The sequence below is a fragment of the Micromonospora sp. CNB394 genome (assembly GCF_000374985.1).
Lineage (GTDB): Bacteria > Actinomycetota > Actinomycetes > Mycobacteriales > Micromonosporaceae > Micromonospora > Micromonospora marina.
This window is the reverse complement of the sequence record NZ_KB895826.1, coordinates 224,200-236,504: the sequence shown is the minus strand read 5'-3', so window position 1 is coordinate 236,504 and position 12,305 is coordinate 224,200. Positions and strand designations below refer to the sequence as shown.

At 74.6% G+C, this 12,305-nt stretch carries 12 protein-coding genes; 4 read left to right on the top strand and 8 right to left on the bottom strand.

Annotated features, from left to right (window positions below; all coding sequences use genetic code 11):
• Positions 1–558, top strand: a complete 558-nt coding sequence (locus tag C569_RS0105090; protein WP_018784719.1) for a sugar O-acetyltransferase — start codon at positions 1–3, stop codon at positions 556–558.
• Positions 559–649: 91 nt separating this feature from the next.
• The gene (locus C569_RS0105085) at positions 650–3,235 is read left to right on the top strand and encodes a hypothetical protein (protein WP_018784718.1); all 2,586 of its coding nucleotides are present in this window, start codon (positions 650–652) and stop codon (positions 3,233–3,235) included.
• A 4-nt stretch (positions 3,236–3,239) separates the two neighbouring features.
• Here C569_RS0105085 and C569_RS0105080 read toward each other — a convergent pair whose 3' ends face one another.
• From C569_RS0105080 to fdxA, 5 genes are read right to left on the bottom strand one after another with little or no spacing between them, the layout of a single operon-like run.
• On the bottom strand, positions 3,240–3,890 hold the full coding sequence (locus C569_RS0105080; protein ID WP_018784717.1) for a nucleoside/nucleotide kinase family protein: 651 nt from the start codon (positions 3,888–3,890) through the stop codon (positions 3,240–3,242).
• Positions 3,890–4,531 carry an SIMPL domain-containing protein gene (locus C569_RS0105075; RefSeq protein WP_018784716.1) on the bottom strand — a complete coding sequence of 214 codons (642 nt, stop codon included), beginning with the start codon at positions 4,529–4,531 and terminating at the stop codon, positions 3,890–3,892. Before C569_RS0105075 ends, C569_RS0105080 begins: the two co-directional genes overlap by 1 nt.
• 5 nt (positions 4,532–4,536) lie before the next feature.
• The gene (locus C569_RS0105070; protein WP_018784715.1) at positions 4,537–5,553 is read right to left on the bottom strand and encodes a prephenate dehydrogenase/arogenate dehydrogenase family protein; all 1,017 of its coding nucleotides are present in this window, start codon (positions 5,551–5,553) and stop codon (positions 4,537–4,539) included.
• A gap of 1 nt (position 5,554) precedes the next feature.
• The gene (gene dapC, locus C569_RS0105065; RefSeq protein ID WP_036345218.1) at positions 5,555–6,664 is read right to left on the bottom strand and encodes a succinyldiaminopimelate transaminase; all 1,110 of its coding nucleotides are present in this window, start codon (positions 6,662–6,664) and stop codon (positions 5,555–5,557) included.
• Positions 6,661–6,987, bottom strand: a complete 327-nt coding sequence (fdxA, locus tag C569_RS0105060; RefSeq protein ID WP_007464872.1) for a ferredoxin — start codon at positions 6,985–6,987, stop codon at positions 6,661–6,663. The genes dapC and fdxA overlap by 4 nt, the downstream gene beginning before the upstream one ends.
• Before the next feature lie 79 nt (positions 6,988–7,066).
• Here fdxA and C569_RS0105055 point away from each other — a divergent pair, with 79 nt between their 5' ends.
• Complete coding sequence (locus C569_RS0105055; RefSeq protein WP_018784713.1) at positions 7,067–8,098, top strand: GNAT family N-acetyltransferase; 1,032 nt, start codon at positions 7,067–7,069, stop codon at positions 8,096–8,098.
• An 11-nt stretch (positions 8,099–8,109) separates the two neighbouring features.
• Here the strand turns inward: C569_RS0105055 and C569_RS0105050 are convergent, their stop codons facing one another.
• The 3 genes from C569_RS0105050 to mshB form a co-directional block, all read right to left on the bottom strand.
• Positions 8,110–8,574: a hypothetical protein gene (locus C569_RS0105050; RefSeq protein WP_026267711.1), complete on the bottom strand. Its 465-nt coding sequence runs from the start codon at positions 8,572–8,574 to the stop codon at positions 8,110–8,112.
• Between the two features lie 86 nt (positions 8,575–8,660).
• The gene (locus C569_RS0105045) at positions 8,661–9,134 is read right to left on the bottom strand and encodes a hypothetical protein (RefSeq protein WP_018784711.1); all 474 of its coding nucleotides are present in this window, start codon (positions 9,132–9,134) and stop codon (positions 8,661–8,663) included.
• A gap of 17 nt (positions 9,135–9,151) precedes the next feature.
• On the bottom strand, positions 9,152–10,075 hold the full coding sequence (gene mshB, locus C569_RS0105040) for an N-acetyl-1-D-myo-inositol-2-amino-2-deoxy-alpha-D-glucopyranoside deacetylase (RefSeq protein WP_026267709.1): 924 nt from the start codon (positions 10,073–10,075) through the stop codon (positions 9,152–9,154).
• An 85-nt stretch (positions 10,076–10,160) separates the two neighbouring features.
• Between mshB and C569_RS0105035 the strand changes: the two genes are divergently transcribed.
• A complete protein-coding gene (locus C569_RS0105035; RefSeq protein WP_018784709.1) occupies positions 10,161–12,305 on the top strand; it encodes a prolyl oligopeptidase family serine peptidase in 2,145 nt (714 codons plus the stop codon).

The following is a 12,305-nucleotide window of genomic DNA, read 5'->3' as shown; positions in this document are numbered from 1 at the left end:
ATGACCTCCATGAAGGACCGGATGCTGGCCGGCGAGCAGTACATCGCCGACGACCCCGCGATCATCGCCGACCTGCAGCGCGCGGCCCGGCTCGGCGAACGCTTCAACCGCAGCTCCGCCGACGACCCTCCCGGCCGCCTCGCGGCGCTGCGTGAACTGCTCGGTTCGCTCGGCGAGGACGCCTGGGTCCGGCCGCCGCTGTACTGCGACTACGGCTCGCACACGCACATCGGCCCGCGCACCTTCGTCAACTTCAACGCGGTCCTCCTCGACGTCGCCCGCATCACCATCGGCGCGGACGTCCAGATCGGGCCGAACGTGCAACTGCTCACCGCCACCCATCCGGTGGAGCCGGAGGCGCGCCGAGCCAAGTGGGAGTCGGCCCAGCCGATCACCATCGGTGACAATGTCTGGCTCGGCGGAGGCGTGATCGTGCTGGCCGGGGTGACCATCGGCGAGAACACGGTGGTCGGCGCCGGTGCTGTGGTCACCCGTGACCTACCGGCCAATGTGGTGGCGGTGGGTAATCCCGCTCGCCCAATCAGGACTCTGACATAGCCGCCTGAGCTGCGAGAACAATCGCTCCAGCGGATGCGAATTCCCGGCCCTTCGCGCACTCTGGGTAGTAGAGCGTTCACCGGGAGGCACAATGGAACGGGTCCTCGAACTGCGGGTGCACGGCGTCTCCAACACTCCGCCGGATCAGCTGCTCGGCCTGACCGCCGCCGTCAACGGTGACGGTGCGCAACCAGCGCTCGTCGCCGGTGGTCAGGTGACCGGCTTCTACCGGTCCAGCACCGCCGGCCGGGACGACCCGATCACGGTCGAGGCGTACAGCTGGGGGCAGTTGACCTCCGGCGCGCGGACCCGGCGGGACGTGGAACGGGCGCTGTGGACGCTGATGCTCCCGTTCGCGCTCGCGAACGTCGCGCTGCACGCCCGCGCCGGCATCCCGCCCGACCCGGACCAGGAACGCTGGGTCAGCCGGTCCGGCATCACCGCCTGGCTGATCCGCCTGTTCTGCCTGAGCCTGACCTGCACGCTCGTCGTCACCGTGACCGGCGTCGGAGTGGACCTGGTCGGCTGGCAGTGCGTGGAGGCGGCCTGCCTCAGCCAACTGCCCGGCCCGTGGGAGTTCCTCGGCGACTCCTGGTGGCGCGCGGACACCCGGGCGCTCGCGCTCGGGCTGCTGCTGCCGCTGCTCGTGCTGGCCGCGATCGGGCTCGTCGCCTTCCGCACCTACCAGTACGAGGCGCAGATGCCCGCCGACCCGCACCACCACGCGCCGGCCCGGGAGGACGGGGAACCGGACGGGCACCCGAACCCGCCTGAACCCTCGCAGAACCCGTTGCAGGACCCCACGTTCTGGCACGGCGAGGGACAACTGCGCCGGGCCGCCGTGCTGCACCTGTGCACCGGCGCGGTCAGCGCCGCAGCCGTACCGGTCGCCGCGGTGCTGGTCATGGACCCGCCGAGCGGGATACGGGCCGCCGTCGCCTGGCCCACAGTGGCGCTTCTCGCCGCCGTGGTGGTGATCGCCGTGGTCGCGGTCGCCCGGCCGTGGCTGAGCCGGCGGCAGGGCGCCACCCCACTCGGCCGGTGGAGCGTGGCGGTCGCGACGCTCACCGCCCTCGGACTGGCCGGGGCGTTCCTCCTGCTGCTGCTTCCCGACGGGGCGGCCGGGCAGCCGCTGTCGACGTACCGGCCGCCGGACGGGTGCGTGGCCGGGCCGGACACCGGCGGCTGTCACGCCGACCGGTCCCTGCCCGGGTACGACACCGCGATCGCCTGGCTCGTCGCGTACCAGGTGCTGTTGCTGCTCGCCATCGCCGCGGCGAACCGCTCCGGCCGCCGGGCACTGACCGGACCCGCCGCCGGGATGCTGCTGCTGCCGCTCGGCGCGGCCTGGATCGAACGCGGCCTGCCCGCGCTGCCCGCCGCGCCGGACGCGCTGCGCACCTGGATGCTCGTCGGCCCGGCCGTCGCGCTGGCCGCCGCCGGACTGTTCCTGCCCCGCCTGCGGGCGACGGTGCCGACCCAGCCGCTCGGCGCGTACACCGATCTCGCCTGGCGCGGCTGCGCCCCGGCGGTCATCGCCGGATTCGGCTGGATGATGGCGGTGGCGTACTGCGCCGGGCTGCTCTACTGGGTCAGCGACCGGCTCGACGCGTCCGCCGAACCGAGCGGCCCGAGCCGGGTCGTGCCGCCGCTGGCCGTCTTCTGGGCCGGGCTGGCCTGCGCGATCGGCCTGGCCGCGCTGATCGTGCTGCTGATCCGGGCCGTCGTCCTGCTGCACCGGCTGCGCCGCGTCGAGTACGCCCGGCTCGCCGCCACACCCGGCCTGTCCGCCCACGACCTGCGGCGCTGCCGCGACGTCAGCACCTACCGCGCGCTGCACCGGCTGGTCGGCGAGCACGCGGTACGGCTCCTCGGCTGCTACGCCGCGTTCTGCGCGATCCTGGTCACGCTCTGCTGCGCCGCCGCGCTGTCCGGCGAGCGGCCCAGCCCGCTGTCCCCGTCCGGCTGGCAGACCGCCATCCACTGGACCGCCGAGCGCGGCGACACCGTCCTCGGCTGGCTGCCGGTGGTGATGGCGGCGCTCGGGCTGCTCGTCTACCGCACCGACTCGGTACGCCGCTCGGTCGGGGTGGTCTGGGACGTGTGCACGTTCTGGCCCCGGGCCGCGCATCCGCTCGCGCCGCCCAGCTACGCCGAACGCGCCGTACCGGAACTCCAGACCCGGGTCGCGGGACTGCTGGCGCTGCCGCCGCACCACAGCGCCCGGATGGACGGCGTCATCCTCTCCGGGCACAGCCAGGGCACCGTCATCTGCGCCGCGGTGCTGCTGCAACTTCCCCGCCGGTGGCGGCTGCGGACCTGGTTCTTCTCCTACGGCTGCCAGCTCACCCGGCTCTACGGGCGGGTCTTCCCGTCCTACTTCGGACCGGAACGGCTGCGGGCGCTCGCCGGCGCGCTGACCTGGCCCGGCGGGCACGTGGCCTGGACGAACTTCTGGCGGGACACCGACCCGCTGGGCTGGCAGGTCAGCGCCGGTCAGCGGGACGTGCCGGTGGCCGACCCGGAGGCGCTGCACCCGTCCGGCGGCGAGGTGGCCGACCCGCCCATCCGCAGCCACAGCGGCTACCCGGAGGCGACGGAGTTCACCCGGGAGCGGTCGGTGGTGGCCCGGCTGCTGCGCCGCACCGTGCCCTCACCCCGGCAGCGGACCGGCTGACCGGTCAGGCCGCCTGCGGCGGGTCGGCCAGGCGTACCACCAGGTCGGCGTGCCCGGCCGTGCCGGCGACCAGCCGGGCGTTCTCCTCGTCGCTGCCCAGCGCCCAGGCGCGGGCCTGCTCCGGCGACTTCCCGTACGCCTCGTGCCGGGCGGTGAGCCGGCGCAGCCGCAGCTCCGCGTCCAGGTCGAGGAACCAGACCTGGTGTACGAGCGTGCGCACCTCCTCCCACGGGTCGTCCCGCAGCAGCAGGTAGTTGCCCTCGGTGACCACCAGGCGCACCTCGGGCGGCACCTCGATCGACCCGGCGACCGGCTCCTCCAGGTCGCGGCGGAACTCCGGCGCCCACACCGACGTCGGCTCCAGGCGGCGCAACCGGCGCAGCATGGAGACGAAGCCGTTGACGTCGAACGTGTCCGGCGCGCCCTTGCGCCCGGCCAGGCCGAGCCGCGCCAGTGCCGGCCCGGCCAGGTGGAACCCGTCCATCGGGACCAGCCGGGCGGACGGGCCGAGCGCGGCCACGATCCGTTCCGCCAGCGTCGACTTGCCCGCCCCCGGCGCCCCGGCGATGCCGAGCAGTTGCCGCGGGCCGTCCCCGGCCAGCGCACGGGCCCGGGCGATCAGCTCGTCGAGCGCGAGCACCTCCGCCGGTGGCATCAGCCCAGCACCGGCTCGCTGATGGTGAACCGCGCCTCGACCGCCGCGTGCACCGGCTGCGGTGCCGGGTCCAGCTCCAGCTCCGGCTCCGGCTCGCCGGACCGCGCGTACGCCGCCTTGACCAGCATCGGCGGGCCGGCGCTCATCCCGGTGTCGGACAGCTCGCGCAACGCGATCACCCGCGCGCCGAGCGCCTCGGCGTACTCCCGGGCCCGGACCAGCGCGTCGGCGATCGCCGCCTGCCGCACCTCCCGGTACGCCGGGCTGTCCGGCCGCAGCGACCACACCGGCCCGGCCACCTCGACCTGATCCTGGTCGGCCAGGCGGAGCATCAGGTCACCGAGCGCGGTGAAGTCGGTGGTCGTCACGGTGGTGCTCAGGCTGCCCTGGTAGGCGACCACCCGGTCGCCGGAGCGCTTCGTCACCGGCCGGACGTGGACCTGGCCGGTCTCCCGGCGCTCCACCGCGGGCTCGGCCGCGTCCAGCAGCGCGCGCACCGCGGCGGCGCGTTCGGCCAGCCGGGTCAGCGTGGTCTCCCGGTCCCGGTCGCGCGCCACCGCCGTCACCGTGAACCGGGCCAGCTCGGGAGCCGTCTCCCGGTACGCCTCACCGCGTACCGCCACGACCGGTGCGTCCGCCATGCCGCTCAGCCTAACGGCGGGGTGGCCGGGAGGTGTCCCGTGTAGGTGACCGCGCCGGCCGTCTCCCGGACCTCGCTCAGGTGGCCGCCCGCCGTGCCCAGCTCCCGCAGGTACGCCAGCTCGCCCGCGTGGTCGGCGGCCGCCGGGAACTCCCGCCGGTGCGCGGTGAACGTACGGGCCCGCAGCGTGGAGCGGACGTCCCGCCCCTCGGCGAACCGGTCGGCCAGGGCACCGGCGTCACCACCGCGCAGCGCCTCGGTCAGCTCGTCCAGGAACGCGCCGAGCGCGTCCAGCTCGGCCAGTACGCGGTCCCGGTTGCCGAGCAGCATGTTCGCGGTCCGCTCGGGTGGCCCGCCGGCGACCCGGGTGCCGTCGGAGAAGCTACCGGCGGCGAGCGTCAGCACCGCGTCCCGCAGCGCCGAGCGGTGCACGGTGCCGGCCAGCGCGCCCGCCAGCACGTGCGGCACGTGCGAGGCGAGCGCGGCGGCGCCGTCGTGCTCCGGGGCGGACATGGGCACCACCCGGGCGTGGAAGACGTCCACCAGCAGCATCGCCAGCCGCCGGAACGCACCCAGGCCGGTCGGCCCCGGACAGAGCACCCAGGCGGCGCCGTCGAGCAGGTCCGGGCTGGCCGCGCCCGCTCCGGCGCGGTCCGCGCCGGCCATCGGGTGGCCCGGCACGAAACGGTGCCCGAGCCCTTGCACGGTGGCGGCGGTGCTCACCTCGGCCTTGACGCTGCCCACGTCGGTGAGCACGCAGGCCTCGTCGGTCACGGCGGCGACCCGGGCCAGTGTCGTCGGCAGCGTGGGCAGCGGGCCGCAGAGGAACACCACGTCCCGGCCGGTGACCGCCTCCTCGACCGTGTCGGGCGCGTCGACGCCCCGGTCGCGTATCTGCCGGCGGGCCACCGGATCGGGATCCCAGCCGGCGACGTCGAGCCCGGCGTCGCGCAGCCGCAGCAGCACCGAACCGCCGATCAGTCCGGTGCCGACCACCGCCGCCCGCGCCAGCCCGCCCGCCACGTCAGGCCCCGGCGAGCCGCCCGGCCACCGCGTCCACGTGCTCGTCGGACTCGGTGAGGGCCACCCGGACGTGCCGGGCACCGGCCGGTCCGTAGAAGACACCGGCGGCCACCAGGATGCCGCGGCGGGCCAGCCGGTCCACGGTCTCCCAGCAGTCCTCGCCCCGGGTGAGCCACAGGTAGAGCCCGGCCTCCGAGTGCTCGACTGTGAAACCCGCGGCGGTGAACGCCTCCCGCAGCTTCTCCCGCCGGACCCGGTAGCGCTCCCGCTGGGCGTCGGCGTGCTCCTGGTCGCCGAGCGCGGCCACCATGGCGGCCTGCACCGGGGCCGGCACGATAAGTCCCGCGTGCTTGCGGATCTTGAGCAGCTCGGCCACCAGCGCCGGGTCACCGGCGACGAACCCGGCCCGGTAGCCGGCCAGGTTGGAGCGCTTGGACAGCGAGTGCACCGCCAGCACGCCGTCGTACGAGCCGCCGCACACCTCGGGCGAGAGCACCGAGACGGGCTCGGCGTCCCAGCCCAGCGGCAGGTAGCACTCGTCGCTGGCGACCACCGCGCCGCGCTCGCGCGCCCACTCGACCACCTTGCGCAGGTGGGCGGCGGGCAGCACGCGGCCGGTCGGGTTACCCGGCGAGTTGACCCAGACCAGGCGGACCCGGGGATCCGGGCCCAGGGCGGTCAGCGAGTCGGTGCGTACCGTCGTCGCGCCGGCCAGCCGGGCCCCGTCCTCGTAGGTCGGGTAGGCCACCGACGGCACCACCACCACGTCACCGGGGCCGAGCCCGAGCAGCGTGGGCAGCCAGGCCACCAGCTCCTTGGAGCCGATCGTCGGCAGCACGCCCAGGCCGTCGACGCCCGCGCCGCAGGCCCGCGCGACCCAGGCCGCGATCGCGTCCCGCAGGGCGGGCGTACCGGCGGTCAGCGGGTAGCCCGGTGCGTCGGACGCGTCGGCCAGGGCCTGCCGGATCAGGTCTGGCACCGGGTCGACCGGCGTGCCCATCGACAGGTTGATGAGACCGTCCGGGTGCGCCGCGGCCGTCGCGGCCGCGGCGTCCAGGGTGTCCCAGGTGAAGTCGGGCAGCCGTGCCGAGACCGGCGAGTGCCGGTTCAGTGGCCCTCGCCGCGCGGCGGCTGCGCGGCGACGAAGGTGGCGTCCTTCTCCACCTTGCCGATCTTCGAGGCGCCACCGGGCGAGCCCAGGTCCTCGAAGAACTCGTAGTTGGCCCCGGTGTAATCCTTCCACTGCTCCGGGACGTCGTCCTCGTAGAAGATCGCTTCCACCGGGCAGACCGGCTCGCAGGCACCACAGTCGACGCACTCGTCGGGGTGGATGTAGAGCATCCGGTTGCCCTCGTAGATGCAGTCGACCGGGCACTCCTCGATGCATGCCTTGTCGAGCACATCCACGCACGGCTCGGCGATGATGTAGGTCACCGGTCTTCTCCTCCGCAAGACTCGTCGCGATCAACCGCAACGGTAAGAGCCTAGTATCTCGCCGGGGAGGGGGTCGATCGTGCTCCGACAGCAGGACGTGGGACACCGGATCGTGGTCCGCCGGATTGTGGGGATTCGAGAGGGCCGCACGCTGTTCTCCGACGCGCTCGGCGAACTCGTGGAGCTGAGCGAGACCCACATCACCCTGTCCACCGACGCCGGGCCGCTGCGCGTACCGGTGGCCGAGGTGCATCGGGCCAAGCGGGTGCCGCCGGCCCGCCGGCCCACCGCCGCCGCCGTGGTCGCGCTGGAGCTGGCCGCCGACGAGGCGTGGCCCGCACCGGTACGCGGACGGCTCGGCGACTGGCTGCTGCGCTGGGCCGACGGCTGGACCGGGCGGGCGAACAGCGCGTTACCCGCCGGCGACCCGGACCGCCCGCTGCCCGCCGCGCTCGACGCGGTGCAGCGCTGGTACGCCGAGCGCGGCGGGTCCGCCCTGGTGAACACCCCGCTGCCGCTGGCCGCACCGGTCGGGGCGGAGCTGGACGCCCGCGGCTGGACGTCCCGGCCTCCGGTACTGGTGCAGACCGTCCCGCTGCGCACCCTGACCGCGCCGCCGGAGACCGTCCCCGCCGACGTGCACCCCGGGCGCGTCGCGATGCCGGCGGCCGCTGACCCCCAGCCGCCGGCATCACCCGCCGGGACGCCGCCGGTGACTCTGACCGGCACGCCCACCGACGACTGGCTGGCCATCTGCGCCGGCCGCAAGGGCGGCCTGCCGGACGCCGCACGGCACGTGCTCACCGCCGTCGACCGGGTCCGCTTCGCGGAGCTGCGCGTCGACGGCCGGTTGCTCGCCATCGGCCGGGGGACGGTGACCGGCGGGGGCCGCTGGCTCGGCCTCGGCCTGCTCGAAGTGCTGCCCGAGGCGCGGCGGCGGGGATTCGCCACTGCCGTCGTCCGCGCCCTGGCCGACTGGGGTGCGGACGAGGGCGCCGCCCGCGCGTTCCTCCAGGTGGAACAGAGCAACACCGGCGCTGTGACGCTCTACCGGCGGCTCGGCTTCACCACCCACCACACCTACCTGACCCGGGTCGCCCCGACGGCCTGAGCGGCGGACGGTCAGCGCCGGACGATCTTGCGGGGCCGGGTGCGCTTCATCTCGGCGTAGCGCTTGAGCTGGCGGGACCGGTAGTCCCGGCCCAGTGCGGTCAGGATCAGGTAGCCGACCAGCACGCCCGCCGCGCTGGCCGCGAGGTAGAGCCAGATCTGGGCGAAGAAGAGGCCCGCGCCGCCGCCGAACGGGTTCTCCCCGACCAGCAGCGGGCCGACGAACACGGTGAGCGCCAGCGCGACCGCGACCGCGGCGGCCAGGTCACCGGCCCAGCGGTCCAGCGGCCGGTCGGCGCCCCACCGGAACGCGGTGCCGGCCAGGATCAGTCCGATGACCAGGAACATGGCGAGCGAGACACGGCCGGTCGCGGTGTCGTCGTCCGGGAACGCGAGTTTGATCACCAGCCGGGCCACCACGTTCACCCCGAACAACGCGGCTGCCAGCACACCCACCGCACGCCACCGCTGACCCATCGCACGCCTCCCGCCGTACCGCCCGCTCCCTCGGCGGGCCCTCTGGCAGGAATGTCTACCACCGCTGCCGGTGCGCCGTCAGCACCTCAGCGGACAGGCGGCGGCGTCACCAGTTGCCGGAAGCCCACCACCGCGAACGTGATCGCGCCGGCCACGATCAGCGCCAGGCCCAGCACGTTGTCGCCGACCAGTGCGAGATCACCCTCGACGGTACGGACACCACCCGCCACGATCACCACGAACCACGGCAGCGCGGCCAGCACGATCGCCCAGCGGCCACCGGTCGACCGGCGCGCGTACGAGCCCAGCAGCACAGTCGACGCCACCACGGCGGCGACCCCGACGGCCACCGAGCCGATCCCGACCAGCGCCTGCGCCACGCCGGAGAGGCCCTGCACGATGTTCCAGGCCCAGGTCGCGAAGATCAGTTCGAGCAACGCGAGCAGGACGCCGGCCCAGACCGTCACGACACCGCCGGCCACCCGCAACGCGCGGTCGAGCGCCCGCTCCGCCGGGCTCGGCGTCGCGGCCGTCGGCGGCTGCTCGGGAAGGGTCGACACGGGTACGGCCGGCAACGTCACCGGAGACCGGCCGCCGCGACCGGAGACCGCTGCGCGCCGTCCACGGCGATCCCGGCGAAGAGGTCGCCCTCCCAGCCGTACGGGCCGGCGCCCGGCCCCTTGTCGCCGACGGCGAGCGTGAAGTACTCGACGCCCATGAACTCGCCGCCGAAGTTGCCGGCGATCGAGTACAGCCAGGAGTTCGCCGGGATCTGCGTGGCGTGGGCGCGCATCGCCGCCTCCTTGGCGGCGTACTGGTCGGTGGCGTCGATCCGGGCGGCGATCTCCGCGTCCGGCGTGCCGAACGGCAGCTCGTCGGCGCTCTCGATGCCGGCGAACGGGTTGTCCGAGGACTCGGTGAACGTCTCCAGACCCGCGTCGAGCACGCTGCGCGGCATGGCCGTCCAGTAGACCTTCGCCGGGGCGATCCCCTCGTCCGCGGCCAGTTCCACCGCCCGCATCGCCACCCGGTGCGCCTGGATGTGGTCGGGGTGGCCGTAGAAGCCGTCCGGGTCGTAGGTGACGAGCACCTGGGGGCGGACCTCACGGATGACGTCCACCAGGTAAGCGGCGGCCTCGTCCAGGTCGGCCTGCCAGAACGCCCGCGGGTGCTCGTTCGTGGCCAGGCCCATCATGCCGGAGTCGCGGTACCGGCCCGCGCCGCCGAGGAACCGGTGGTCGGTGACGCCGAGCGCGGCACAGGCCGCCGTCAGCTCCCCGATCCGGTAGCCGCCGAGCTGGTCCGCCTCGGCCGCGCAGAGCCCGGCCAGCGCCGGGACGTGGATCTCGCCCTCCTCGCCCAGGGTGCAGGTGACGAGCGTGACGTGGGCACCGGTGGCGGCGTAGTGCGCCATCGTCGCGCCGGTGCCGATCGACTCGTCGTCGGGATGCGCGTGGACCAGCAGAAGTCGCCGATCGGGCAGGGTCGTCACGCCCGTCACTCTAACCGGCGGTCCTGCCCGCTCGACGGTGATGCGTCCGCCCAGGTCGGCCACATCACCTCCGGCGCCCGCCTACGCTGCAGGCGTGGACTTTCCCGAGCTGGCCGCCCGTACCCGTCGGTTCAGCCACGGGGCGCCGCGCGCCGTCACCGTCGCGGGCGACGGCGCCCGGGTGATCTTCCTGCGTTCCGCGGGACCGGAGGACCCGGCCGACGCGCTCTGGCTGCTCGACGTCGACAGCGGCGAGGAACGACTGGTCGCGGACCCGGCGGTGCTGCTGGGCACGGACGCCGAACCGGCCCGCCTCGCCCCCGGCGAGCGGGCACTGCGCGAGCGGTTGCGGCTCAGCTCCGGCGGCATCGGCTCGTACGCGCTGGACTCGGCCGGACGGGTCGCCGCGTTCGCGCTGGCCGGGCGGCTGTTCCGGGCCGACCTGGTGCACGGCGACGTGGTCGAGGTGACGGCCGTCGGACCGGTGATCGACCCGCGACCCGACCCGGCCGGGGAGCGGCTGGCGTACGTCACCGACGCCGCCGAGGGGGTGCGCCGGGGCCAGTTGCGGGTGGTGGAGCCGGACGGTACCGACAATCTGCTCGCCGGGGAGGACAGCGGCGTCACCTGGGGGCTGGCCGAACACGTCGCCGCGGAGGAGTTCCACCGCTACCGGGGGTACTGGTGGGCGCCGGACGGGCGCAGCGTACTGGCGGCCCGGGTCGACGAGTCCCGCCTGGAACGCTGGTACCTGCACGACCCGGCCGACCCGGCGACCCCGCCGACGTCGCTCGCGTACCCCGTGGCGGGCGGGCCGAACGCGGAGGTCAGCCTGCACCTGCTCGACCTCGACGGCGGCTGGGTCGACGTGCACTGGGACCGGGAGACCTACCCGTACCTGAGTTCGGTGGACTGGGCCGAGGGCGGACCGCTCATCACCGTGCTGCGCCGCTCGCAGCAGCACGGCCTGGTACTGGCGGTCGACCCGCGTACCGGTGAGACGCAGGTGCACGCCGAGCTGGCCGACCCGCGCTGGGTGGAGCCGATCCCCGGCACCCCGGCGCACCTGCCCGACGGACGGGTGCTGGTCGGCGGCGAGCTGGCCCACGACGGGTACGACGCCCGCTGCCTGTTCGCCGACGGCACGCTGCTCACGCCGCCGTCGCTGTACGTGCGGCGGGTCGTCGGGCGGCTGCCGAACGGCCCGAACGCGCCGGCGGACCTGCTGGTGGAGGCGAGCGAGGGCGAACCGAGCCAGCGTCACCTCTACCGGGTGCGGACCACGATCGGCGGCGGCATGGACGCCCGCCGGATGGGCAGCGATCCGGGCTGGCACACGGCCTCGATCGGTGGGTCCACGCTGGCGGTGGGCATCGCGTCGCTGGAGCACGCCGGGGTCCGCTGGCGGGTGTGGCACGGCGACCGTGAGGTGGGTGAGCTGCGTTCGTTCGCCGCCACCTGCTCGTACGCGCCGCGGCCGACGATGGTCCGGGTGACCGACCGGCGGCTGCCCAGCGCGGTGCTCTACCCGGCCGAACACGTCAAGGGCACCCGGCTGCCGGTGCTGCTTGACATCTACGGCGGCCCCGGCCACCAGGAGGTGGTGGCGGCCCGCAGCGTCTGGCTGGAACGGCAGTGGTGGGCCGAGCAGGGCTTCGCGGTGGTCACCATCGACAACCGGGGCACCCCGGGCATCGCGCCGTCGTTCGAGAAGGCGATCCACCGCCGGGTAGCGGACGTGATCCTCACCGACCAGGTGGACGCGCTCACCGCACTCGCCGACAAGCACCCGGATCTGGACCTGGAACGGGTGGCGGTGCGCGGCTGGTCGTTCGGCGGCTGGCTGGCCGGGCTCGCGGTGCTGCGCCACCCGGAGTTGTTCACGTGCGCGATCGTCGGCGCGCCGGTCACCGACTGGGCGCTGTACGACACCGCGTACAGCGAGCGTTACCTGGGCATGCCGGACGACGGGATGGACGTGTACGCACACCATTCGCTGGTCGAGCTGGCCGCCGAGCCGCTGGGCGACCCGGCGCAGGCCCGGCCGATGCTGCTGGTGCACGGACTGGCCGACGACAACGTGCTCGCCGCGCACACGCTGCGGCTGTCGGCGGCGCTGCTGGCGACGGGCCGCCCGCACGCGGTGCTGCCGCTCACCGGCGCGAGCCACCTGGCCGCCGGCGGGGTGTCCGAGCGCCTGCTCCGCCTGGAGCTGGACTTCCTCCGCCGCTACTTGTAA